The 24,411-nt window shown below is 70.3% G+C and carries 15 protein-coding genes; 11 read left to right on the top strand and 4 right to left on the bottom strand.

Features of this window, described 5'->3' with window-relative positions; genetic code table 11:
* Positions 1-3: 3 nt before the first annotated feature.
* The 4 genes from xdhB (at position 4) to ACE3SG_RS00635 (ending at position 5,305) form a co-directional block, all read left to right on the top strand.
* Complete coding sequence (xdhB, locus tag ACE3SG_RS00650) at positions 4-2,349, top strand: xanthine dehydrogenase molybdopterin binding subunit (protein WP_374561939.1); 2,346 nt, start codon at positions 4-6, stop codon at positions 2,347-2,349.
* A 412-nt stretch (positions 2,350-2,761) separates the two neighbouring features.
* Entirely contained in the window at positions 2,762-3,559 is a 798-nt protein-coding gene (xdhC, locus tag ACE3SG_RS00645) for a xanthine dehydrogenase accessory protein XdhC (RefSeq protein WP_374561937.1), read from the top strand.
* 289 nt (positions 3,560-3,848) lie between these two features.
* The gene (locus ACE3SG_RS00640; protein WP_374561936.1) at positions 3,849-4,625 is read left to right on the top strand and encodes a sulfite exporter TauE/SafE family protein; all 777 of its coding nucleotides are present in this window, start codon (positions 3,849-3,851) and stop codon (positions 4,623-4,625) included.
* A gap of 98 nt (positions 4,626-4,723) precedes the next feature.
* The gene (locus ACE3SG_RS00635) at positions 4,724-5,305 is read left to right on the top strand and encodes a hemerythrin domain-containing protein (protein ID WP_374561935.1); all 582 of its coding nucleotides are present in this window, start codon (positions 4,724-4,726) and stop codon (positions 5,303-5,305) included.
* Here ACE3SG_RS00635 and ACE3SG_RS00630 read toward each other — a convergent pair.
* From ACE3SG_RS00630 to ACE3SG_RS00620, 3 genes are all read right to left on the bottom strand, one after another.
* Positions 5,302-6,741: an aldehyde dehydrogenase family protein gene (locus ACE3SG_RS00630; RefSeq protein WP_374561934.1), complete on the bottom strand. Its 1,440-nt coding sequence runs from the start codon at positions 6,739-6,741 to the stop codon at positions 5,302-5,304. The two genes, ACE3SG_RS00635 and ACE3SG_RS00630, sit on opposite strands and share 4 nt — an antisense overlap.
* Positions 6,742-7,010: 269 nt before the next feature.
* Positions 7,011-7,922, bottom strand: a complete 912-nt coding sequence (gene kdgD / locus ACE3SG_RS00625; protein ID WP_374561933.1) for a 5-dehydro-4-deoxyglucarate dehydratase — start codon at positions 7,920-7,922, stop codon at positions 7,011-7,013.
* A gap of 204 nt (positions 7,923-8,126) precedes the next feature.
* Complete coding sequence (locus ACE3SG_RS00620; RefSeq protein WP_374561932.1) at positions 8,127-8,870, bottom strand: FadR/GntR family transcriptional regulator; 744 nt, start codon at positions 8,868-8,870, stop codon at positions 8,127-8,129.
* Positions 8,871-8,993: 123 nt separating this feature from the next.
* Between ACE3SG_RS00620 and ACE3SG_RS00615 the strand changes: the two genes are divergently transcribed.
* From ACE3SG_RS00615 to ACE3SG_RS00585, 7 genes are all read left to right on the top strand, one after another.
* The gene (locus tag ACE3SG_RS00615) at positions 8,994-9,824 is read left to right on the top strand and encodes an NAD-dependent epimerase/dehydratase family protein (RefSeq protein ID WP_374561931.1); all 831 of its coding nucleotides are present in this window, start codon (positions 8,994-8,996) and stop codon (positions 9,822-9,824) included.
* A 12-nt stretch (positions 9,825-9,836) separates the two neighbouring features.
* Positions 9,837-10,700, top strand: coding sequence for an SMP-30/gluconolactonase/LRE family protein (locus ACE3SG_RS00610; protein ID WP_374561929.1), 864 nt, complete (start codon positions 9,837-9,839; stop codon positions 10,698-10,700).
* 38 nt (positions 10,701-10,738) lie between these two features.
* Complete coding sequence (locus ACE3SG_RS00605; protein WP_374561927.1) at positions 10,739-11,716, top strand: TRAP transporter substrate-binding protein; 978 nt, start codon at positions 10,739-10,741, stop codon at positions 11,714-11,716.
* Entirely contained in the window at positions 11,713-12,243 is a 531-nt protein-coding gene (locus tag ACE3SG_RS00600) for a TRAP transporter small permease (RefSeq protein WP_374561926.1), read from the top strand. Before ACE3SG_RS00605 ends, ACE3SG_RS00600 begins: the two co-directional genes overlap by 4 nt.
* Positions 12,243-13,538, top strand: coding sequence for a TRAP transporter large permease (locus ACE3SG_RS00595; protein ID WP_374561924.1), 1,296 nt, complete (start codon positions 12,243-12,245; stop codon positions 13,536-13,538). Before ACE3SG_RS00600 ends, ACE3SG_RS00595 begins: the two co-directional genes overlap by 1 nt.
* Positions 13,539-13,639: 101 nt before the next feature.
* Positions 13,640-16,600, top strand: coding sequence for a PAS domain-containing protein (locus ACE3SG_RS00590; RefSeq protein ID WP_374561922.1), 2,961 nt, complete (start codon positions 13,640-13,642; stop codon positions 16,598-16,600).
* Positions 16,601-16,670: 70 nt separating this feature from the next.
* A complete protein-coding gene (locus ACE3SG_RS00585) occupies positions 16,671-19,319 on the top strand; it encodes a PAS domain-containing protein (RefSeq protein WP_374561921.1) in 2,649 nt (882 codons plus the stop codon).
* 43 nt (positions 19,320-19,362) lie between these two features.
* Here ACE3SG_RS00585 and ACE3SG_RS00580 read toward each other — a convergent pair whose 3' ends face one another.
* Complete coding sequence (locus ACE3SG_RS00580) at positions 19,363-24,255, bottom strand: PA14 domain-containing protein (protein WP_374561919.1); 4,893 nt, start codon at positions 24,253-24,255, stop codon at positions 19,363-19,365.
* Positions 24,256-24,411: the final 156 nt, after the last annotated feature.

Raw genomic sequence — 24,411 nt, 5'->3', positions numbered from 1 at the left:
GACATGACCCCGCCCCGAAGCGCCGGCGCACCGGTCGTCGGCTCGGCACTGCCGCATGAATCGGCCACGCTGCACGTGACCGGCCGCGCCGCCTATGTCGATGACCTGCCCGAACTCGCCGGCACGCTGCACTGCGCGCTGGGCCTGTCGCCGGTCGCTCATGGGCGCCTGCTGACGATCGATGTCGACGCGCTGAGGCGCGAGCCGGGCGTGGTCGCGGTGCTCAGCGCCGCCGACATCCCCGGCCGCAACGATTGCGGGCCGATCGAGCACGACGACCCGATCCTGGCCGACGGCGTGCTGCGCTACCTTGGCCAGCCCGTCTTCGCCGTCATCGCGCACGATCGCGAGGCCGCGCGCCGCGCCGCCGCGAAGGCCAAGCAGGTGCTGCGCATCGAGCCGCTGCCCGCGGTGCTCACCGTGCGCGAAGCGCATGCGAAGCAAGACTACGTGGTGCCGCCGATGCACCTGGCGCGCAGCCAGTCGGGCGACGGCGAGGCCGGCGTGAGGCGGGCGATCGCCGCCGCGCCGCACCGGCTGGCCGGCCAGTTCTCGCTCGGCGGCCAGGAGCAGTTCTACCTCGAAGGCCAGATCGCCTATGCGCTGCCGCAAGACGATGGCGGGCTGAAGGTGCATTGCTCGACGCAGCACCCGAGCGAGATGCAGGCGGTCGTGGCGCATGCGCTGGGGCTGAGCGCGAACCAGGTGCTGGTCGAATGCCGCCGCATGGGCGGTGGCTTTGGCGGCAAAGAATCGCAATCGGCGCTGTTCGCCTGCGTGGCCGCGCTGGCCGCGAAGACACTGAACCGCCCGGTCAAGCTGCGGCCCGACCGCGACGACGACTTCATGGTCACCGGCCGCCGCCACGGCTTCGAGTTCGATTGGGAGGTGGGCTTCGACAACGAGGGCCGGGTGCTCGGCTACGAACTCACGCTGCTCGGCCACGCCGGTCACTCGGCGGACCTGTCGCCGCCGGTGATGACGCGCGCGATCTGCCATGTCGACAACGCCTACTGGCTGCCCGAGGTCGCGATCCACGGCTACCTGCCACGCACCAACACGCAGAGCAACACGGCGTTCCGCGGCTTCGGCGGGCCGCAGGGCGCGTTGGTGACCGAGGTGGTGCTCGACACCATCGCCCGCCACCTGGGCCGCGACGCCCTCGATGTGAGGCGCGCCAACTGGTACGGCGTCGACGAGCGCAACGCCACCCCCTACCGCCAGACTGTCACTGACAACATCATGGCGCCGTTGGTCGACGAGCTGGCCACCAGCGCCGACCACGCCGCGCGGCGCGAGGCGATTGCCCGGTTCAATGCAGCGAGCCCGGTGCTGAAGAAGGGCCTCGCGCTGACCCCCGTGAAGTTCGGCATCTCGTTCAACGTCAACCACTTCAACCAGGCCGGTGCGCTGGTGCATGTCTACACCGACGGCTCGGTGCTGGTGAACCATGGCGGCACCGAGATGGGCCAGGGCCTGAACACCAAGGTGGCGCAGGTGGTGGCGCACGAGCTGGGCCTGCCACTGACACGCGTGCGCTGCACCGCGGCCGACACCAGCAAGGTGGCCAACACCTCGGCCACCGCCGCGTCGACCGGCTCGGACTTGAACGGCAAGGCCGCGCAGGACGCGGCACGCAAGATCCGCGACCGGCTGGCCGCGTTGGCGGCTGACACGCTGGGTGCGCCGGCCGACCAACTGCACTTCGCCAACGCACAGGTCATCGCACCCGGCGGTGCGACGATCCCATTCGACACGCTGGTGCAGAAGGCCTACCAGGCCCGCGTGCAGCTGTGGTCCGACGGCTTCTACGCCACGCCGGGCTTGCACTGGGACCGCGTGACACTGACCGGCCGGCCGTTCTACTACTTCGCCTACGGCGCGGCATTGAGCGAGGTGCTGCTGGACACGCTGACCGGCGAATGGAAGCTGACGCGCGCCGACCTGCTGCACGACGTCGGCGCTTCGCTCAACCCGGCCATCGACATCGGCCAGATCGAGGGCGCCTTCGTGCAAGGCATGGGCTGGTTGACGACCGAGGAACTGGTCTGGCACCCACAGACCGGCGCCCTGCTGACCCACGCCCCGTCGACCTACAAGATCCCGACCGCGAACGACGTACCCGACGCGTTCACGACACGGCTGTATGCCAACCGCAATGCCGAAGACAGCATCCACCGCAGCAAGGCGGTCGGCGAGCCCCCGTTGCTGCTGGCGTTCTCGGTGTTTCTGGCCTTGCGCGACGCGGTGGCCGCTTGCGGCGCACCGCGTTGCCAGCCGCCGCTGTCGGCGCCGGCGACGCCGGAGGCTTTGCTGCGCGCCGTCAACGCCGTGCGCGGCAAGGTCTGAGAGGGCACCCGGTATGCGTGCTGCTGCCATTGGCGCGTGGCCTCGACCGGGTCTGGGTGGCGGCTTGAGCGGGCCGACGGGGCACTCTGCTCCGCTCGTGTCCCCCGCCGCCGGCCTTTGGCCGCCGGCTCCTCCTTTACCTCGCTGCGCAGAGCGCCCCGTCGACCCGCTCAGGCACCGTGTCCGCCGTGCGACCGCAGTCCTCCAACGATGGTCGCCGTGGGGGGCGGGTGACCGGCGCAGCGAAGTAAAGGAGGAGCGCCGAGCACCGCTCGGCGCGGGGGACATGAGCGGAGCCGGTCACCCGCCGCCCTCGGCCCGCGTTGACCTCAACCTGCGTCCCCCCTCGAAAGTCGCGACGCATCGAACGTCTCCAGCCCGCACACCGCGCCACGACGCGCGGAGCACCTGAGTGCTGGACCCGGACCGCCACACCGCCGCGCGATGGCTCGCCCGCGGCACCCGTGCGATGCTGATCGAGGTCATCGACGCACGCGGCTCGGTGCCGCGTGAAGCCGGCACGCGCATGCTGGTCGGCGCTGACGAGGTGGCCGGCACCATTGGCGGTGGTCACCTGGAATGGCAGGCAATCGCACGGGCGCGCGAGCGGCTCGCAGCCGGCGACACCGCTCCACTGGATTGGCCGGTCGCGCTGGGCCCGTCGCTCGGCCAATGCTGCGGCGGCGCGCTCACGCTACGGCTGTCGCCATTGACCGACGCCACGGTCGCGGATTGGCCCGCGCCGCGGCCGCTGTTTCGCCTGCACCTGTTCGGCGCCGGCCACGTGGGCCGTGCGTTGGTGCAGGTGCTGGCGGGCGTGCCGTGCGAGATCGTCTGGGTCGACGAGCGTGAGAGCGAGTTTCCGAGCGGCCCGCTGCCGGCCCAGGTGGAGCGTGTGTGCGTCGAGCCCGTCGAGGCCGAGGTGGCGAGCGGCCGACCCGGCGACGCCTACCTGGTGCTGACGCACAGCCACGCGCTCGATCTGGCGATCACCGAAGCCATCTTGAAACGCGGCGACTTCGGCTGGTTCGGCCTGATCGGCTCGGCCACCAAGCGTGCCCGCTTCGAGCACCGCCTGCGCGAGCGCGGCATCGCAGAGGCGGTGCTGGCCCGCATGAACTGCCCCATCGGCCTGCCGGGTATCGCCGGCAAGCAACCGGGGGTCATTGCTGTGGCGGTCGCCGCCCAGCTGCTAAGGACTTACCCTTAGTCAAACTGGGGGTGACGCGCACCTCGGCGCGACGCCCGCCTCATGCGAATTTCGCGCTTGGATCCCGGTTTTTAGCAGGGCAGCGCCCATGCGCAGGCCAGACTCGAAAGCCGTGCGAGTCCATCGGCCGAAGGTGCCCGACATGCGAAGTTATGCCGGGGCCGTGTATCGATAGCCGCTTTTCGCATAACCCGGCCCGCACAATGCCGCCACGCACAGGGCAGCGCAACGGCGACCGGTCCCAGTTTGCGCATTCAACGGGACGGGAGCAGTTGTGGAAATTAATGGCATGAGGGCCGCGGCCGGCCTGATGGTCGGCACCATCGTCGGGATCACCGGCGTGGGCGGCGGGGCGTTGATGACGCCCTTGCTGGTGTTGATGTTCGGCATCGCGCCGCAAACCGCGGTCGGCACCGACCTGCTGTACGCGTCGATCACCAAGATGTTCGGCGTCGCCGTGCACCAGAACCACGGCACCGTGGACTGGGGCATCGTCGGCCGCCTGGCGATGGGCAGCCTGCCCGCCGCCGCCGCCACGCTGGCGTGGATGCACTACAGCGACGCGCACCAGGTCAAGAGCGGCTTCATCATCAGCTCGGTCGCGATCGCGCTGATGATCACCGCGGTCGGCATGCTGGCCAAGGACTACCTGCACCGCGTCGGCCGCAGCCTGCGGGTGACGGACGCGAGCTACTTCAAGCACGTGCAACCGGTGGCCACGGTCGTCGCCGGCATCGTGCTGGGCGTGCTGGTCACGCTGACCTCGATCGGCGCCGGCGCGCTGGGCACCGTGATGCTGGTCTACCTGTACCCGATGCGGCTGAACGCCAGCAAGCTGGTCGGCACCGACCTGGCCCATGCGATCCCGCTGGCGCTGATCGCGGGCGTGGGCCACCTTTCGCTGGGCCACACCGACTACGGCCTGCTGGGCAACCTGCTGCTGGGCTCGATCCCCGGCGTGCTGATCGGCTCGTACATCAGCACCCGCGCCCCGCTGACCTTCATCCGCTACGCGATCGCCGGCGTGCTGGGCCTGGTCTCGCTGAAGATGTTCGGCCTGTTCTGAACTGACGCCGCCACCGGCACGACGATGAGCCTGCCGGCGCCAGGCCCTTGACGGGGCGGCGCCGGCAGGCTTTTTCACGAGAAGCAGAGAATGCCGGGATGGCCACCTCTCTGCCCTTTCCGACCAGCGGCTCGCCCGCGCGCGACGGCACGCTGCACACGGCCCCGGCCGCCGGCCTGGACGAACCCTTCGAACTGCTGGCCGCCTGCCACGAGCGCGTGAAACGCTCGCTCGCGCTGCTGCTCAAGCTGGTGGCGCACGCCGAGCAGCACGGCGCCGACGCGCAGGCCGCCCAGGCCGCGCGCGACGTGCTGCGCTACTTCGGCCTGGCCGCGCCGCTGCACCACGAAGACGAAGAGAAGCACCTGCTGCCCCTGCTCTACGCCAGCGAGCGGGCCGAGCTGGTCGAGGCGGCCGAGCAGATGGCGGCCGATCACCGGACCTTCCGCGCGCTGTGGGCCGCCCTGGCCGACGGCCTGCAAACCCTGGCCGACGGGCAGTTGCCCGACCTACCCCGGCTGCGCCGCGAGGCCGAGAGTTTCTCGGCGCTGCACGACAGCCACCTCGCGCTCGAAGACAAGCTGGTGTTCCCGGCCACCGCCGCGCTGGCCGGGCCGGCCCAGCGGCAGGCCATGTCCGAAGACATGGCCGCGCGCCGAGGCGTGAAACTGCCGCGTTAGGCCAGCGTGTAGGCCGTTTTGACCGTGGTGTAGAACTCGGCCGCGTAGCGACCCTGCTCGCGCGGCCCGTAGCTCGAGCCCTTGCGGCCGCCGAAGGGCACGTGGTAGTCGACCCCCGCGGTCGGCAGGTTGACCATCACCATGCCGGCCTGCGCGTGGCGCTTGAAGTGGGTGGCGTACTTCAATGACGTGGTCGCGATGCCGGCCGACAGGCCGAACGCGGTGTCGTTGGCAAAGGCCAGCGCCTCGTCGTAGTTCTTCGCCCGCAACACGCTGGCCACCGGGCCGAAGATCTCTTCGCGGTTGATGCGCATCGAGGCCGTGGTCTCGGTGAACAGCGCCGGGGTCAGGTAGTGGCCCGGCGCACCGTCGGCGTTGGTGCCCAGCGCCACGCCACCGGCAACCAGCCTGGCGCCTTCGGCCTGGCCGATGGCGATGTACTCCAGGTCTTGCGCGAGCTGGCTGTCGTCGACCACCGGGCCGATGTCGGTGCCGGCCGCGCGCGCGTCGCCGATCTTCAGCGCCGCCATGCGCTCGACCATCGCGGCGACGAAACGGTCGTGGATGCCTTCGGTGACGATGATGCGCGACGACGCGGTGCAGCGCTGGCCGGTCGAGAAGAAGCCCGAGTTGATCGCCGCGCCGACCGCGACGCCGAGGTCGGCATCGTCGAGCACGACGAACGGGTTCTTGCCGCCCATCTCGAGCTGCACCTTGGCGCCGCGCGAAACGGCCGCCGCGGCCACGCGCTTGCCGGTGGCCACCGAGCCGGTGAAGCTGATGCCGGCGATGCGCTCGTCTTCGAGCAGCACCGCGCCCACGTCCGAGCCGCGCCCCATCACCAGGTTGAACACGCCCGGCGGGAAACCGGCGCGCGACAGGATGTCGGCCAGCGCCCAGGCCGAGCCCGGCACCAGCTCGGCCGGCTTGAAGACCACGCAGTTGCCGTAAGCCAGCGCCGGCGCGATCTTCCACGCGGGGATCGCGATCGGAAAGTTCCACGGCGTGATGATGCCGATCACGCCCAACGGCTCGCGCGTGACCTCCACGCCCACGCCCGGGCGCACCGAGGGCACCACCTCGCCGCCGGTGCGCAGCGCTTCACCGGCGAAGAACTTGAAGATGTTGCCGGCACGCACGACCTCGCCCACCGCCTCGGGCAGCGTCTTGCCTTCTTCGCGCGCCAGCAAATCGCCCAGCTCGGCCTTGCGGGCCAGGATCTCGCTGCCCGCCGCGTCGAGCGCATCGAAGCGTTGCTGCGGCGTCGACAGGCTCCAGGCGGGGAACGCGGCGTGCGCAGCGGCCACGGCGTCCAGCGCCTGCTCGCGGCCGGCCACGGTGTAGTCGCCCACCACGTCGCGGGTGTCCGACGGGTTGATGTTGCGGTAGCTGCGCGGGCCTTCGGTCCAGGCGCCGCCGATCAGGTTCAGCTTCATGGGATCTCCTCGTTGGAATGGGAAGCGCCCGCGCCAGTGCAGTGATTCGTGCTGGGTGGTGCTTATGGGCCAGCGGATTTGGCTTCGTGGCGAGGCGCAAACCACAGCGATACCCCTTGGTATCGCGAGGATTTGCAACACTGCCACGGGGGCAAAGCTGCGGCTCCACAAGTGCCAGCCAGCACGAATCACTGCACCGGTGCACCAGTGCGGCGGGCGGCATGGGCTGGATTGTGCGGCGGCCGCCGCGGCGCGCCGGCAATGGCCGGCTACTGCGGGCCGAGCGTGGCGATCAGCGTGGCCAGCGTGTCGACCTCGGCCGGCTTCAGGCCCGACAGCGGCGGGCGCACCGGGCCGGCCGAATGGCCGACGATCGTCGCACCGGCCTTCACGATCGACACCGCATAGCCCTCGCCCTGGTTGCGCAGCGCGATGTAGGGCAGGAAGAAGTCGCGCACCAGCCGGTCGCAGGTGGCGGTGTCGCCGGCCGCATGCGCGTTGTAGAAGGCCATCGCGGTCTTCGGGATGAAATTGAAAACGGCCGACGAGTACACCGGGCAGCCCATCGCCTTGTAGGCGCCGGCAAAGACTTCGGCCGTGGGCAGGCCGCCGAGGTAGGCGAAACGCTCACCCAGCGTCTGGCGAATGGCGACGAACTTCTCGATGTCGCCGACACCGTCCTTGAAGCCGATCAGGTTCGGGCAGCGTTCGGCCAGTTGCAGCAGGCTGGCGGGCGTCAGCCGGCAGGCGCCGCGGTTGTAGACCACGACACCGAAGCTCACGCTCTTGCAGACCGCTTCGACATGCGCGACCAGCCCTTCCTGGCTGGCCTCGGTCAGGTAGTGCGGCAGCAGCAGGATGCCTTGGGCGCCCCGGGCTTCGGCCTCTTGCGCGTACTTGATCGCCAGCGTCGTGCCGCCGCCCGCGCCGGCGATGATCGGCGTGCGGCCGCGGCAGGTGTCCAGCGCCACCTGGATCACCTCGGCGTATTCCTGCGGCTCGAGCGAAAAGAACTCGCCGGTGCCGCCCGCGGCGAACAGCGCCGAGGCGCCATAAGGCTGCAGCCATTCCAGCCGCTGGGCGTAGGCCCGCGGCGCAAACCGCAGCTGGGCGTCGAAGTCGGTCAACGGAAACGACAGCAGGCCAGCCTGCAGCACGCGCTTGAGTTCTTGGGGTGACATGGGCTGGGCCTCCGGTGGGGTGAGAGCGGGGAATCGCGACAGGTTTTGCGATTAGTTGTATGTCATCGTACAACTAGAATCCAGCCGAGGTCTACGTGAGACCGCGTAGGTCGGTGAACTGGACGCGGGCCGGGGAGCGTGCCCCTCGCCGGCACAACGCCGCGCCGCGCCGGTTGCGGCGTGGCGCCGCCGGTCGGCCGATGCTCAGCGGCCTTCGGCCTGCTGGGCCCGGCGCCTGCGTTCGCGGCTGTTCGCCAGGTGGGTGCGCATCGCCGCGCGGGCGGCGTCGGCATCGCCGGCGCTGATCGCGTCGAAGATGCTCTCGTGCTCGCCGTTGACCCGGCGCAGGTACTGCAGCCGCTCGTCGCTCATCGGCTCGTTCAGCCCCTCGGCCTGGGCCAGCCGGGCGCGCGGAATGATCGAGCTGCCGAGCGTGGCCATCATGTCGGCGAAGTGGCTGTTTTGCGTGGCCCGCGCAATCTCGAGGTGAAACTGGAAGTCGGCACTCACCGCGTCGCGGCCTTCGTCCACCGCCTGCGCCACCGCGTCCAGCGCCTGGCGCATCGCGGCCAGGTTGGCCGGCGTGCGTCGCTGGGCGGCGAGCGCCGCGGCCTCGGTCTCGACGCCAATGCGCAGCTCGAGCACCGCGATCACGTCGCGCAAGGTGCTGTACTGCTCGGGCCCGATCTTGAAGCCCGGGGCGTCGCCCAGGCCGATGACGAAGGTGCCGATGCCGTGGCGCGTCTCGACCTGGCCCGAGGCCTGCAGCTTCGAGATCGCTTCGCGCACCACCGTGCGGCTGACCTGGAACTCGCCCATGATCGCGGCCTCGGTCGGCAGCTTGTCGCCAGGCGCCAGGCGGCCATCGCGGATGCGGTCACCCAGCGCCTCGACCAGCTCGAGGGCCAGCGTGCGGGGCTTGCGGCGGGTGGGCGAGGTCAGGCTCATCGTGCTCGGTGTTATCCCTATCGGGCGTGTCGCATCAGGGCCGTACAGTCGACTCAAGTTGTACGACAACAGACGACAGACCACAAGGCTGGTTGTCACTGTAGCGAAGGTCTGCCGCCCCCCATGCCCGCCCCCGCTCCCGCCCACCCCACGCCGATCCGCTTCGGCCGCCTGCTGTTGACCGGCGCCGCCGGCGGCCTGGGCCGCACGCTGCGGCCCCGCCTGGCGGCTTATTGCCAGCGGCTGCGGCTGTCGGACATCGCGCCGCTGGGCGACGCCGCCGCCCACGAAGAGCTGCACCCCGCCCGGCTCGAAGACGCCGCCGCCGTGCAGGCGCTGCTCGACGGTGTCGATGCCGTGGTGCACCTGGGCGGCGTGTCGACCGAGCAGGCCTGGGCGCCGATCCTGCGCGCCAACATCGAGGGCGTCTTTCATCTCTACGAGGCCGCGCGCAAGCAAGGCGTGAAACGCATCGTCTTCGCCAGCTCGAACCACGTGACCGGCTTCTACCGGCAAGACGAGGTGATCTCGCCGCAAGACCCGGTGCGCCCCGACGGGCTGTACGGCGTGTCCAAGGCCTTCGGCGAGAACCTGGCCCGGCTGTACTTCGATCGCCACGGCATCGAGACGGTGTGCCTGCGCATCGGCTCGTCGTTCGCCGAGCCGAAGAACCGCCGCATGCTGGCCACCTGGCTCAGCTTCGACGATCTCGAGCGGCTGGTGGTCGCCAGCCTCACCGCGCCGGTGGTCGGTTGCTCGGTCATCTACGGCCTGAGCGACAACACGACGAGCTGGTGGGACAACACCGGTGCCCGGCACCTCGGCTACCGCCCGCAAGACAGCTCGGAGCCCTTTCGCGCCGCGCTCGAAGCCGCCGAGCCGACACCCGATGCCCGCGACCCCGCCACGCTGTACCAGGGCGGCGCCTTCGTGCGCACCGACCCGTTCGACTGAAGAGCCTGCGCGATGGAAAGGCTGGTCGCCGACCACCAGGACAGCGTGGGCGAAAGCCCGTTGTGGCATGCCGCCGAGGCCGCCTGGTACTGGGTCGACATCGAGGGCTGCGCGCTGCGGCGCTGGCGCGACGGGCGGCTGCGCAGCTGGCCCTTGGCCGAGCGCATCGCCTGCCTGGCGCTGCATGCCGAGGGGGGCCTGGTGGCGGGGCTCGAATCGATGCTCGTGCACCTGCGCCCGCGCGACGACGGAGGCTTGGCGATGGCCCCGCTGGCCACGGTGGACCACGCGCTGCAAGGCATGCGCTTCAACGACGGCCGTTGCGACCGCGCCGGCCGCTTCTTCGCCGGCACGATGCTGCGCGACATGGCCGCCGCCGCGCCCGCCGGTGCGTTGTACCGGCTCGATGGCTGCGGGCTGAGTGCGCCATTGGTCGACGGCCTGATCGTGCCCAACGGCCTGGCCTTCAGCCCCGACAACCGCACGATGTACCTGAGCGACAGCCACCCGACCGTGCGCCAGGTCTGGGCCTTCGACCTCGGCGACAGCGGCCGGCCGGCGAACCGCCGCCTGTTCGTCGACATGAACCAGCACCCCGGCCGGCCCGACGGCGCGGCGATCGACATCGACGGCGGCTACTGGGTCTGCGCCAACGACGCCGGCCTGGTGCACCGCTTCAGGCCCGACGGCCGGCTGGACCGCTCGATCGAAGTGCCCACCGCCAAGCCCTCGATGTGCAGCTTCGGCGGCGCCCGGCTCGACGAGCTGCTGATCACCAGCATCCGCCCGGCGGGCGACACCAGCGCCACCGCCGGCGCCGTCTTCATCACCCGCCCCGGCACGCAAGGCCTGCCCGAAGCGCCGTGGCGGCCCTGACCCGTTTCACACCCCATCCTCAGACGCGGAGACACCCCATGCGCCATCCCACCCCGTTCGTCACGGCATCGTTGCTGGCCTCGTTGATCGCCTGGGCCGCGGCCGCCCAGGCGACCGAGTTCCGCTCGTCCGACATCCACCCCGACGACTACCCGACCGTGATGGCGGTGCGCCACATGGGCGAAACGCTGGCCAAGGCGACCAACGGCAAGCACACGGTCAAGGTCTACGCGAAGTCGGCGCTGGGGGCCGAGAAAGACACCATCGAGCAGACCAAGCTCGGCGCGATCGCGATGACGCGCGTCAACGTGGCGCCGATGAACAACATCTGCCCGGCCACGATGGTGCCGACGATGCCGTTCCTCTTCCGCTCGACCGAGCACATGCGCAAGGTGCTGGACGGTGCGATCGGCGACGAGATCCTCAAAGACTGCGAGGCGCAGGGCTTCATCGGCCTGGCCTTCTACGACTCGGGCTCACGCTCGATCTACACGGTCAAGAAGCCGGTCAAGACGCTGGCCGATGCCAAGGGCCTGAAGATCCGCGTGCAGCAAAGCGACCTGTGGGTCTCGCTGATCGAGGCGATGGGCGCCAACGCCACGCCGATGCCGTTCGGCGAGGTCTACACCGCGCTGAAGACCGGCCTGGTCGACGCGGCCGAGAACAACTACCCGAGCTACGAGAGCTCGCGCCACTTCGAGGTCGCCAAGTTCTACAACAAGACCGAGCACTCGATGGCGCCCGAGATTCTGCTGTTCTCGAAGAAGGTGTGGGACACGCTGTCGCCCGACGAGCAAAAGGCCATTCGCGCTGCGGCGAGGGAATCGGTCAGCTACATGCGCAAGCTGTGGGACGAGCGCGAGGAGAAGTCGCTGGCCACCGTCAAGGCCGGCGGCGCGCAGATCGTCGACGTCGACAAGGCCAGCTTCCAGGCGGCGATGAAGCCGGTCTACGACAAGTTCCTGAAAGACCCGCACCTGCAGGACCTGGTCAAGCGCATCCAGGCCGTGCAATGACGCAAGCCGCTGCCTTGATCGACCTCGTCACGCCGCCGCGCACGCCCGCCTACAGCCGGCTGTGCGCGGCTGTCGCGCGCGTGTGCCTGCGCATCGGCATCGGCGGGCTGGTGCTGCTGGTGGTCGCGGTGCTGTACCAGGTGGTCGGCCGCTACGTCTTCAACGACACGCCCACCTGGGCCGAGAGCGGCGCCGTGCTGCTGGTGCTGTACGTGACGATGCTGGGCATGGCGGTCGGCGTGCGCGAAGCCAGCCACATCGGGCTCGAATCGTTCCTGGTGCTGGCGCCGCCCCGGCTGCGCCACGCGATGGAATACCTGATCCACGCGCTGGTCGGCGTGTTCGGCCTGGTGATGGCGTGGCAGTGCGCGCTGCTGGCCGAGTCGGTGGCCGGCTACAAGATCCCGACGTTGGGCATCTCCGAGGCCTTCAAGTACGCGCCACCAGCATTGGCCGGCGTGCTGGTCGCGATGTTCTCGCTCGAACACATCCTCGCGCTGGCGCGGGGCAGCGAGGTGAGCTCCTGATGGCCTTGAGCATCTTGTGCATCAGCTTCACGCTGCTGCTGTTGATGGGCGTGCCCGTCGCGTTCTCGATCGGGCTGTCGTCGCTCGCCACGCTGCTGTACGAAGGCCTGCCGATGGCGGTGGGCTTCCAGCAAATGATCTCGGGCATGAACCCGTTCTCGTTCCTGGCGATCCCGTTCTTCATCTTCGCCGGCGAGATCATGATGTACGGCGGCATCGCAGACCGCATCGTCGCCTTCGCCAAGAGCCTGGCGGGCCACGTGCGCGGCGGGCTGGGCATGAGCAACGTGCTGGCCTGCACGCTGTTCGGCGGCGTCTCGGGCTCGCCGGTGGCCGATGTGTCGGCGATGGGCGCGGTGCTGATCCCGCAGATGAAGAAAGAGGGTTACCACGCTGACTACGCGGTCAATGTGACGACCCACGCCTCGCTGGTCGGCGCGTTGATGCCGACCTCGCACAACCTGATCATCTTCACGCTCGCGGCCAGCGGCAAGGTCAGCATCGCGGCGCTGATCCTGGCCGGCATCGTGCCGGCGCTGGTGCTGACGATCTGCAACCTCGTCGCGGCCTACGCGGTGGCGGTCAAGCGCGGCTACCCGGCCGGCAGCTTCCCCGGCTGGGCGATCGTCGGCCGCTCGTTCGCGCAGGCACTGCCGGGACTGGCGGTGGTGGCGATCATCGTCGCCGGCATCCTGTCGGGCGCGTTCACCGCCACCGAGTCGGCCTCGGTCGCGGTGCTGTGGGCGTTGTTCCTCGCCGCCGTCGTCTACAAGAGGCTGACGCGCGAGCAGTTCATGAAGGCCGCCGCGAAGGCGGTGAAGACCACCGGCACCGTGCTGCTGCTGATCGGCATCTCGTCGATGTTCGGCTACCTGATCGGGCTGTACAGCGTGGCCGAGCTGACCGGCCAGGCGCTGGCCTCGATGAGCTCGCAGCCGTGGGTGATCTTCCTGCTGGTCAACGTGATCCTGTTCCTGCTCGGCACCTTTCTCGACATGGCGGCGACGATCCTGATCTGCACGCCGATCTTCCTGCCGATCTGCCAGCAGTTCGGCATGAGCACCGAGCAGTTCGGCATCGTGATGCTGATCAACTGCGCGCTCGGCCTGAACACGCCGCCGGTGGGCACGACGCAGTTCGTGGGCTGCGCGATCGGCGGGGTCTCGGTCGGCACGGTGATGAAGACGATCTGGCCGTTCTACGGCGGGCTGCTCGCCGCGCTGATGCTGGTCACCTATGTGCCGGCGTTCTCGCTGTGGCTGCCGAACCTGCTGTTGAAAGGCGGCGCACCCTGACGGGTTGACCGCGGCCGCGGCCGCCCTCGCGTGACGGGCGGCACGGCGGTTTCGCGTGCGCCCGCTTGTCGCATGAAACGGCGCCGTGCTGTAATTCCCCGATGGCTGCTGAGCACGGTGCCGTTGCCTTCTGGTTGGCCGTGGCGGTCGTCCTGGGGCTGCTGGCATTGCTGTGGGGCCTGACGATGCGCCGCATCGTGGCGCGCCGCACGCGCGAGCTGGTCGACGAGCGCCAGCGCCTGCACACCCTCGTCAGCACGCTGCCCGATCTCGTCTGGCTGAAAGACCTGCAAGGCGTCTACCGCTTCTGCAACCCCGCGCTGGCACGCCTGCTCGGCCGCAGCGAAGCAGACATCGTCGGCCACCTCGATCTCGACCTGACCAGCCAGGCCCGCGCCGAGGCCTTTCGCCGCAACGACCTGGCGGCGCTGAACGCCGAGACGCCGATCCGGGTCGAGCAGAGCATGCCCAGTGCCGGCGACGAGAACGGGCTGTACGAGGTCATCAAGACGCCGCTGCGCGACTCGACCGGCCGCGTGATCGGGGTGCTGGGCGTGGCGCGCGACATGAGCGTGCAGCGCGCGGCCGAGCGGCGGCTGATCCGCATCAACCGCCTGTACAAGGTGCTGACCGAGGTCAACGGGCTGATCGCGGCGCGGCCCGACCGGCGCCAGCTGTTCCAACAGGTCTGCCAGGTGGTGGTCGACGACGGCGGGCTGCCGCTGGCCTGGATCGGCGAGCCCGACCCGGTGCGGCGCGTGTTGCGCCCGGCCGGCTGCGCCGGCGATGCGTCGGCCTATGCCGACGAGGCCACGCTGTCGATGGACGACGTTCCGCAAGGCCGCGGCCCGGGTGGGCGGGCCTTCCGCGAGGGCCAGCCGCGGGTCGCGCGCGATTTCGGCAGCAACGACGCCATGAGCCCCTGGCGCGAGCTGGCGCAGCGCTTCGGGCTGGCGGCGGCCGGCGGGTTCCCGATCAAGGTCGGCGGCGAGACCCGCGCGGTGCTGCTGGTCTATTCGCGCCAGCCCGATTTCTTCGACGACGAGCAGGTGGCGCTGCTGGCCCGGCTGGGCGCGCAGCTCGGGCTGGCCTGGGGCGCGGCCGAAGCCGAGGCCACCCGCGAGCAGGCGATGCAGGCGCTGCGCCAGAGCGAGGCGCGGTTCTCGCTGATGTTCCAGACCAGCCCGGTCGGCATGGCGCTGGGCCTGATGAGCGACCAGCGCTTCGCCGACGTCAACCGCGCCTGGCTGCAGATGTTCGGCTACGTGCGCGACGACGTGCTGGGCCGCAACGGCGTCGAGCTGGACCTGTGGTGCGACGGCGATACCCGCTCGGCCGCCTTGGCCACGCTGGCCGCGCAGGGCCACGTCGAGGGCGTCGAGTCGCGTTTCCGGCGGCAGGACGGCACCGTCCGCGAGATGGCGTTCGCGGCGGTGCGGGTCACGGTGGGTGCCGAAGACTGCATGTTGTGCAGCTTTGTCGACATCACCTTGCAGCGCGAGGCGACGCGGTTGCTGGCGCAACAGGCGCAGGACCTGGAGCAGCAGGTCTCGCGCCGCAGCGCCGAGCTGAACAGTATCTTCCAGGCCCTGCCGGACCTGTACTTCCGCATGGCGGCCGACGGCACCATCCTCGACCACCGCACCAGCCGGCCCGAAGACCTGGCTGTGCCGCCCGAGCAGTTGCTGCGGCGGCGCATGCCCGATCTGCTGCCACCCGAGGCCAGCGCGCTGGTGGACAACGCGCTGCGCCAGGTCGCCTCGGGCGCCGGGATGCAGTCGATCGAATACGCCCTGCCGTTCGAGGGCGGCGAGCGCTGCTTCGAGGCCCGCTTTCTGCCCACCGATGACGGCGAGGTGGTCGCCGTGGTGCGCAACATCTCGGACCGCCGCGCGCTCGAGCAGGCGCGCGAGGCCGCGCGGCTGGAGGCCGAGCGCATCGCACGCCAGCGCAGCGAATTCCTCGCGACGATGAGCCATGAGATCCGCACGCCGCTGAACGGCATCCTCGGCTTTGCGCAGATCGGCTTCGACCAGACCAACGGCCAGCCCGCGCAGGCCGGCTACGCCCGCATCCTCGAATCGGGCCGCCTGCTGCTGGGGGTCGTCAACGATGTCCTCGACTACTCGAAGATCGAGGCCGAGCGGCTGGACATCGAGTCGATCCCGGTCGACCCGGTGGCGGCCACCGAGGGCGCCGTGGCGCTGGTGCGCGACGGCGCGCTGGCCAAGGGCCTGACGCTGGAGGTGGCGCACAGCCCGGACCTGCCGCTGGCGTGCCTGACCGACCCGCTGCGGCTGCAGCAGATCCTGGTCAACCTGCTGTCCAACGCGGTCAAGTTCACCAACCAGGGTGGCATCCGGGTCTGGATCGGGCGCGACGGCGACGCGCTGGTCTTTCGCGTCGCCGACACCGGCATCGGCATGAGCGACGACCAGGTCGACCAGCTCTTCATCGCGTTCCGCCAGGCCGACTCGTCGATCACCCGCCGCTATGGCGGCACCGGCCTCGGGCTGGCGATCAGCCGCCGCCTGGCCGAGCTGATGAACGGGCAGTTGGCGGTGCGCTCGGCCCCGGGCCGCGGCAGCGAATTCGAGCTGCGCCTGCCGCTGCGCGAGGCGCGCCTGCCGGCAGTGCCCCTGCAGCCGCCCGCCACGGCGACACCGGCGGCCCAGCCGCTGCAGGGCCTGCGCCTGCTGGTGGCCGAGGACAACCTCGTCAACCAGATGGTCATCGAGCAGTTGCTGACCCGGGCCGGCGCGCAGGTGCAGCTGGCACGTGACGGCGCCGAGGCGGTGCAGCTCGTGGCCGACGCCCCGAGCGGCTTCGACGCGGTGCTGATGGACGTGCAGATGCCGGTGATGGACGGCATCGAGGCCACGCGCCGCATCGCCGCGCTGGCGCCCAGCCTGCCGGTGGTCGGCCAGACGGCCCACGCGATGCCGGAAGAGCGCGCGCAGTGCCTGGCTTGTGGCATGGTGGCGCATGTGGCGAAGCCGATCGAGATCGACCGGTTGATCGCCACCTTGCGCACCGTCACCGGTGCCGCGCGGCCCGCCTGAGGCCACCGCGGCGGCCGGGCCGGTGCCTCGCACAACCACCAAAACCAAGGAGACGCCCCTGGCCCACGCCGTGCCGACCGATCGACGCCAGCGCCTGCGCCGGCTGGGCCTGCGGCTGACGCTGATCGCCCTGCTGTGCGTGCTGTTCGGGCTGATCGGCAGCACGGTGCTGCTGGCCAGCAAGACCGATGCGGTGATGGCCAACTCGGCCCGCCGGGCAGACCTGGCGCTTCGCACCCGCCTGCTGCAGACCACGCTGATCGCGCTGGGCGACGCCGAATCGGGCCAGCGCGGCTACCTGCTGACCAGCAAGCCCAGCTACCTGGCGCCCTACCAGGCCGCAATCGGACGCCTGCCCGAGCTGATGGCTGCGCTCGACGGGGTCGAGCTGCCGAACCCGACGTTTCGCAGCCATGCCGAGCGGGCGCACGCGCTGGTCCAGCAGAAGCTGGCCGAGATGGCCGAGACCATCCGGCTGCACGACCTGGGCCAGCCCGAGCAGGCGCTGGCGCTGATCCACAGCGACGCGGGCCAGCTCTACATGGAGCAGGCGCGCGGCGAGATCCAGGCCGCGCTGGACATCATCAACCGCGAGCGCGAACGCCTGATCGCCGAAGCGGCCGAAGGCCTGGCCGGCAACCAGCGCCTGCTGGTGGTGATGGTCACGCTGCTGGTGCTGCTGACCGCATTGGCGCTGGGGCAGTTGATGGTCTTTCGCAGCGGCCGCCTGCGGGCCGAGCAGGCGCTGCGCGACAGCGAAGAGCGTCACCGCGCGATCGTCGAAGAGCAGCATGAACTGATCTCGCTGGCCAGCGCCGACGGCACGCTGCTCTACATCAACCCCGCCTACTCGCGCCACTTCGGCCGCACGCCGCAGCAGTTGACCGGCACCAACCTGTACGACCTGGTCGAGCCGGCAGACCGCCCGGCCGTGCGCCAGCTGGTCGACGAGGTGCTGCGCAGCGGCGCCACCCGCCACGGTGAGAACCGCATGCTGACGCCGGGTGGCGGCGAGCGCTGGGTCGCCTGGACCAACCGGCGCCAGGTCGATGCCAACGGCGTGGCCACCCTGCATTCGGTGGGCCGCGACGTCACCGAGCGCAAGCAGCTGGAACAGCGCCTGGCCGACAGCGAGCGCTTCATGCGCCAGATCGCCGACAGCCTGCCGATGCGCATTGCCTACCTCGACCGCGAGACCCGCTTTCGTTTCGCGAACCTGGCGCACAGCCAGCGCTTCGGCCGGCCGATGGACCAGATCATCGGCCGCACCCGTGCCGAGCTGACCGGCGGCGAGGCCGACGACGCGGTGCGGCAGCATGTCGAGGCGGTCCTGCGCGGCGAGCCGCAGCGCTTCGAGTTCGAAGAGAAGCTGGGCGGCCAGGTGCGGCGCATCGAGAGCCAGCTGATCCCCGACTGGGGGCCCGATGGCACGGTGCGCGGCTTCTACAGCACCGGCTCGGACATCACCGCGCGCGTGGCCACCGAGCGCGCGCTGCGCGACCTGACCGAAATCTTCGACAGCTCGACCGACTTCGTCGTGCAGGCCGACCGCAACGGCCAGGTCAGCTACATCAACCCCGCCGCGCGGCGCGCCCTGGGCCTGGGCCCCGACGCCCCGGCCAGCGCCCACCACTTCGCCGAGTTCAACACGCCCGAGACCAACCAGCGCTACATCGACGAGATCAACCCCACCGTCAAGGCGCATGGCGTGTGGCTCGGTGAAACAACCGTGTTCACCGCCGGGCGGCGCGTGATGCCGGTCAGCCACATGGTGATCGCGCACCGCGACAGCAACGGCCGCATCGCCCGCTTCTCGGCGGTGATGCGCGACATCACCGCCGCGCTGCAGGCCCGCCACGAGCTGGCGCTGCAATCGGCCACGCTGCAATCGATCATCGAGTCGATGCCGGCGATGGTCGCGGTCGTCGGCGCCGATGGGTGCTACCGCTTCGTCAACACCGCGCAAGAGCGCTGGCTCGGCCGGCCACGCGACCAGATCATCGGCCGGACCGTCGAAGCGGTGCTGGGCGCCGACGAGCTGGCACAACGCCGGCCCTGGATCGAGCGGGCGATGACCGGCGAGACCGTCCACTTCGAACGCAGCTTCCCCGAGCGCCACCAGGGCCGGCACCTGGGCATCAGCTACATCCCGCTGCGCAGCGGCGACACGGTCGAGGGCTTTGTCGTCGTCTCACAAGACATCACGCCGCACAAGGAAGAAGCCGTGCGGCTGACCCGGCTGGCCGAGCGCGACGCCTTGACCGGGCTGCTGAACCGCGCCGGCTTCGAAACCTACCTGGATCAGCGGGCGCGTGAAGGAACGGCCGACTCGCTGGCGCTGCTGTACATCGACCTCGACCATTTCAAGCCGGTCAACGACACCCACGGCCACGCGGTGGGCGACCAGCTGCTGCGCCTGTTCGCGCAACGCATCCAGGCGCTGGTGCGGCCGTCGGACGCGGTGGCGCGCCTGGGCGGCGACGAGTTCGCGGTGGCGCTGAGCGGCGTGCGCGAGCGGGCCCATGCCGACCGCGTGGCCGACAAGATCCTGCGTGCCGCACACGAGCCGTTCGAGGTCGGCGAGCTGATGCTGCGCATCGGCGCCAGCGTGGGCGTGGCCTTCAACGCCGACTACGAAACGAGCTGGCAGAGCCTGGTCGAACACGCCGACTCGAAGCTCTACCAAGCCAAGGCCGCGGGGCGCGGCCGGCGCGGCTGAGGCGCGCCGGGCCCGGCCCCGCCGGCGTGCGCCGCGTCGGCGCTCAGTTCGGGTACAGCCGGCTCGCCGGCACCGCCACATAGCTGCTGCTGCCCGGCACGCGCCAGCGCCAGCGCATCTCGCTGCCGCCGCCGTTCTCGTAGTAATCGAGCGTCACGGTGTAGCGGCGGCCGGCGGTCAGGCTGATGCCGCCCGAGGTGTTGGTGGTCGGGGCGTGGTCGGTCCAGTTGGTGATCAGCTGCGTGCCGTTGACGCTCAGGCGCACGCCGTCGTCGGACACCGTCTGGAAGTAGTAGACCCCGCTCACGGTGGGCTCGATGGTGCCGGTCCAGCGGACCGAGAAGTTGTCGCTGCCGATACCGGCGCCGGGGGAGCCGGTGCCCCAGTTGAAATCGATCGCCTCGTTGCGCACCAGGGCCGGCGTGCCGCTGAGTGTGCGGTTGTTGAAGTAACTGCCCGCCAGGCCGGTGCCGCTGGCGATGCTGGGCAGCAGTTGCGCGGCGGGGATCGCTGCGTATGCGGTCGCGCCCGGCGGCAGCCACTGCAGCCTCATCACCGCGCCGCCGCCGCGCTCGTAGTATTCGAGCCGGATGTCGGCCTGCGTGCCGGCGCTGAGCGTGATCGCCGCGCTGGTGTTGGCGGTGGGCGCATGGTCGGTCCAGTTGTCGATCACCAGCGCGCCGTTGACCCACAGCCGCACGCCGTCGTCCGACGAGGTGCGCAGGGTGTAGGCGCCGCTGGTCGGCACGATCAGCTTGCCGGTCCAGCGGACCGAGAAGTTGTCGGCCGCGATGCCGGCGGCGGGCGCGCCGCTGCCCCAGTCGAAATCGACCGCTTCGTTGCGCAGCACGGTGTAGCTGCCGCTCAGGCCGATGTTGTTGAAGTACTGGCCGCTCAGGCCGGTGCCGTTGCCGGCCGTGCCTGCCGGCGCCGAGACCTCGTCGCCGCCGATCTCGCGCAGGTAGGCCACCAGGTTGCCCATGTCGTTGCCGCTGAGTGCCATGCCGCGGTGGGCGGCGACCGCAGCGTCCAGCGTCGCGGCAGAGCCATCGTGCAGGTACGGTGCGCTGGCCCACAGGTCGCGCAGCGTCGGCACGTCCAGCCCGGTCAACAGGCCACCCAGGCGCTGGCCGCTGCTCGGCTTGATCGTGCCAACGTCGACCAGGCCGAGGCTGCCCGATCGGCTGAACGCCGTGCCGGCGTGGCAGGCCGCGCAGTTCTGGGCCTGGAACACGGCCTTGCCGAGCGTGGCGGCGCTGCTGAGCGTGCCGGCGGTGGGGCGGGCCGGGCTCGGGTCGAAGGTCGACAGCGACGCCACATAGGCCGCCAGCGCGTCGAGGTCGGCGCTCTGGCCGGCCTTGGCATCACCCAGCGGCTGGCTGCGCGTGCCGGCGAAATAGGCCGCGTCGCTCATCAGGCCGGTGCCGCCGGCCAGGCGGCGGATCTGGCCTTCGAAGTCTTGCAGCTCGTCGAAATTGCCGCTCCAGTGCAGCGGGCCGTGGCCCATCGCCGCGCGGCCACGCAGGTTGATCGTGCTGCGCAGGCCTTCGCCGCCATCGGTCAGGTCCCACACGCGGCCGTCGGCCGCACCGTCCTGGTGGCAGGCGGCGCAGCTGATGTAGCGGTCGCGCGCCAGCCGGGTGTCGCGGGCGTCGTAGAACAGGCGCTTACCTTGCAGCACCTGGGCCGCCAGCTTGTCGGTGGCGATGGTTGCCACGGTGGCGACGACCGGCAGGCTCAGCTGGCCACGCTCGATCAGCGGCTTCAGGTCGACCACGCTGACGCTGCGGTCCATGAAGTTGCTGACCAGCAGGCTCAGGCCGTCGGGCGACAGCGCCAGGCCTTGCGGCGCGCGGCCCACGTCGATGCGCATCAGCTGCGCACGCGAGTGGGCATCGAGCAATGCCACCTCGCGGCTGGTCTCCAGCGCCACGAAGAGGTAGACGCCGCGGGGGTCGAACAGCGCCGCGCTAGCCAGGCCGGCGTTGTCGTGGTCGATGCGGGCGCCCAAGTCTTCGGCCCGCGCGGCCAGGTCGATGCGCGAGCTGACCGCGCGGACCGTGTTCTGGAAGTTCAGCGGCTGGCCATCGCGCAGCGCGCCACGCTTGATGTTGTCTTGCTTGCTGGGCACGAAGCCCTGGCTGCCGTCGGGCGAGATCGCCAGTCCGCCCAGGTAGTTCGGGATGCCGCGGCCCTGCGTTTCGGCATCGGCCTTGTCCGAATGCTGCAGCACGATGGTCCGCTGCAGGCTCATCGCGGTGGCATCGACCACCAGCAGCTGGCCACCGGTGGCCGCCGTGGGTGCGACGTTGGCGCTGCCTTCGCCCGGCAACGGCGGCGTGACGAAGCGCGAGACGTAGACCCGTGCGCCGTCGTCGCTGACCGCCAGGTGGCGCGCATGCAGGCCGACGGCGAGCGTGCCGGTCTGGCTGCGGCTGGCGCTGTCGAAGCGCAGCAGCTGGCCGGCAGCCTCGAGCGTGACGTAGGCCTGCGCGCCATTGGGCGACATCACCACCGCATACGGCTGCGAGCCGCGCGGCAAGGCGATCGTCGCGGCCACCGTGAGGCTGGCCGGGTCGATCACGCTGAGGCTGGCGCCGCGCAGGTTGGCGACCCAGATGCGCCCATCGGCCGCACGCGCCAGGCTGCGCGGCGCGGTGCCGACGGCCACCTCGGCCAGCTTGGCGCGCGTGACCAGGTCGATCACGCTGACGCTGTCGTTGTCGGGGTTGACGACCCACAGGCGTGGGTTGCCGCCGGACGGCTGCTCGGTGAGCATCGGGCCCGACGCCGTGGGCCGCGACGTGGTGGGCGCCAGGTAGACCACCTGCAGGAAGCTCTGGCTCTGTTCGATGCCGTAGCTGTCGCGCACCGTCACGGTGGCGTAGAAGGTGCCGGCACGGCTGTAGCCGTGGCTCGCCGCACCGCTGTCGGACCAGGCGGTGACGGGGCTGCCATCGCCGAAATCCCAGCGGTATTGCACGCTGCTGCCGGTGGCACTGGCATTGAAGCTCGCATTGGTACCCGACAGCACCGGGCCAGCCGGCACGACCGGGGCCAGTTGCAGCGCCACGTCGCCATTGACCTGCCAGCTGAGGTTGGCGGACACGGCGTTGTAGCCGTCACTGGCGCTGACCACGACGTTGTAGTTGCCAACCTGCGTCGGCTGGCCGGTGATGCGGCCGGTCGCTGCGTCGATGGCCAGGCCGGGCGGCAAGCCCGCAGCGCTGTAGCTCAGCGTGTCGCCGTTCGGGTCGGTGGCTTGCAGCGCCAGATCGACGCTGGTGCTCAGCGTGCTGGTCTGGTTGGCCGGCGGGGCCAGCACCGGCACGACCGCCGGGTTGGGGTCGCTCGCCACGCCCATGAACAGCAGCTTGGCGACCGAGGGCACGCCGTTGGCGTCGAACACGAACAGCTGGTAGTAGCCCGGCGGCACGTCGGCCGCGTGCGTCGGCGCCTGCACGCGCAGGCGGTTGCCTTCGGCGCGGAACGGCAGCTCGACAAAGCGCTGTTCCATGTTCCAGCCGTGCGTCGTCGAGCCGGTCTTGACCAGCGTGACGCGGCTGATCGCACTGGCACTGTCGACGTCCACGGTCACCGTCTTGCCGACCTGCAGATAGTCCGGCGTGGCGACGATCGCGGGGCGCGGCGCCTCCTGGCCATCGGCGGTGAACAGGTACGGCGGGTAGTAGATCTCGGCGTTGAGGTTGTTCAACGGCCCCGGCGCGCCGCCACCGGCCACCAGCACGGTGGCATCGGGCAGCAGCAGCGCGTTCGAGTGGTACAGCCGGGCGACGGCACCGGCGGCGCCGACCGTCCACTGGCCGGTTTGCGGGTCCCAGATCTCGGCGTTCAGCGCCGCGTTGTTGATGTCGTTCCAGACCGGGCTGCCGCCGGTGGCCAGCACGCGGCCGTCGGCCAGCAGCGTGGCGGTGGCGAGGCGGCGCTGCGAGGCCATCGACTGGGTCGGCGTCACCACCGGTGCGCCGCCGGTGATGTCGATCACCGCCGCGCCATTGGACGAGCCGCCGAACTGCAGGATGCGCCCGGGGCGGAACATCGCCGCGCTGGCGTCGGAGCCGCGGTAGGCGCCAGCAAACTGGCCGGCCATCGTCAGCACGCCGCGGGCCGTGTCCAGGTAGTACATGCGGCCGTTGCTGTCGTAGCCGAACACCCGGCCATCGGGGGCGACGAAGTTGCGCGGGTACATGAAGTCCAGCGCGCTGGTGTCGGCAGAGAGCAGGCGGAAGCTGCCGTCTCGGCCGCGGATCTCGGGCCGGTCGGTGCCGCCGGAACCACCCTGCACCAGCACCTCGCCGTTGAGCAGCACGGTCGAGGTGGAATACCAGCGCGCGCGGTTCATGTTGATGCCGCGCGTCAGCGAGTTGGTGCCGGCGTTCAGCAGGTTGCTGTTGTTGTTGCCGGTGTTGGTGGTGGCGCTGCCGGTCCAGTTGTCGCCGCCGGCGATGAAGACCTGGGTCGACGACGGGTCCGGCAGCAGCACCTGCGAGCTGCAGAAGATGTCGGTCAACGTGCCGTTGGGCAGCGTGGTGTGGCCGCTGTCGACGGCCTGGCTGCTGTCCCACAGGTCGTAGTTGAAGTAGCCGGTCTGCTGGCCATCGGGCTTGGTGCCGTAGCTCATCACGCGGCCATCGGGCATCAGCACCGCATGCACCGCGATCACCGGCCAGTTGGCCAGGCGGCCGAACATGCCTTTTTGCGCGGCGTCGGCCGGGATCGTCGTGCCCGGCGGGACGACGCTCATCGCACGTTCACGCCGCGCCGACGCAGCCGTCTTCTTGCTGGCCGTGGCAGCGGGCGGGTCGTCGGCCTCACTGCCACCACCGCACGAACTGAGCACCAAGGCGCCGATCAGCGCCGACACGCCCACGCGCCAGCCGCGCGCAGGCGCGCTCCCCCAAAACTTTGCTTGCATGACCCCGCCCTCCAGCGGACAACCTCTCACTCTCAGGGGCGTGATTGTCGGCAGGCCGGTTACATGCACAGCCCCCTTGTTTCAGGGGGTTGCGTGTGCGCTTGTGCACAGATCGTGGCGCCGGTTGCCCGCGCAACCGGTTCCACGGTGGGAGTT

It is taken from the genome of Ideonella sp., from assembly GCF_041914305.1.
Classification (GTDB): domain Bacteria; phylum Pseudomonadota; class Gammaproteobacteria; order Burkholderiales; family Burkholderiaceae_C; genus Ideonella.
The sequence above is the reverse complement of the archived record's forward strand: the minus strand, read 5'-3'. Positions and strand labels throughout refer to the sequence as shown.

Coding starts and splice junctions, on each gene's coding strand:
- xdhB (WP_374561939.1), top strand. CDS start 4: ATGACCCCGCCCCGAAGCGCCGGCGCACCGGTCGTCGGCTCGGCACTG.
- ACE3SG_RS00640 (WP_374561936.1), top strand. CDS start 3,849: ATGAGGGCCGCGGCCGGCCTGATGGTCGGCACCATCGTCGGGATCACC.
- ACE3SG_RS00635 (WP_374561935.1), top strand. CDS start 4,724: ATGGCCACCTCTCTGCCCTTTCCGACCAGCGGCTCGCCCGCGCGCGAC.
- ACE3SG_RS00630 (WP_374561934.1), bottom strand. CDS start 6,741: ATGAAGCTGAACCTGATCGGCGGCGCCTGGACCGAAGGCCCGCGCAGC.
- kdgD (WP_374561933.1), bottom strand. CDS start 7,922: ATGTCACCCCAAGAACTCAAGCGCGTGCTGCAGGCTGGCCTGCTGTCG.
- ACE3SG_RS00620 (WP_374561932.1), bottom strand. CDS start 8,870: ATGAGCCTGACCTCGCCCACCCGCCGCAAGCCCCGCACGCTGGCCCTC.
- ACE3SG_RS00615 (WP_374561931.1), top strand. CDS start 8,994: ATGCCCGCCCCCGCTCCCGCCCACCCCACGCCGATCCGCTTCGGCCGC.
- ACE3SG_RS00610 (WP_374561929.1), top strand. CDS start 9,837: ATGGAAAGGCTGGTCGCCGACCACCAGGACAGCGTGGGCGAAAGCCCG.
- ACE3SG_RS00605 (WP_374561927.1), top strand. CDS start 10,739: ATGCGCCATCCCACCCCGTTCGTCACGGCATCGTTGCTGGCCTCGTTG.
- ACE3SG_RS00600 (WP_374561926.1), top strand. CDS start 11,713: ATGACGCAAGCCGCTGCCTTGATCGACCTCGTCACGCCGCCGCGCACG.
- ACE3SG_RS00595 (WP_374561924.1), top strand. CDS start 12,243: ATGGCCTTGAGCATCTTGTGCATCAGCTTCACGCTGCTGCTGTTGATG.
- ACE3SG_RS00590 (WP_374561922.1), top strand. CDS start 13,640: ATGGCTGCTGAGCACGGTGCCGTTGCCTTCTGGTTGGCCGTGGCGGTC.
- ACE3SG_RS00580 (WP_374561919.1), bottom strand. CDS start 24,255: ATGCAAGCAAAGTTTTGGGGGAGCGCGCCTGCGCGCGGCTGGCGCGTG.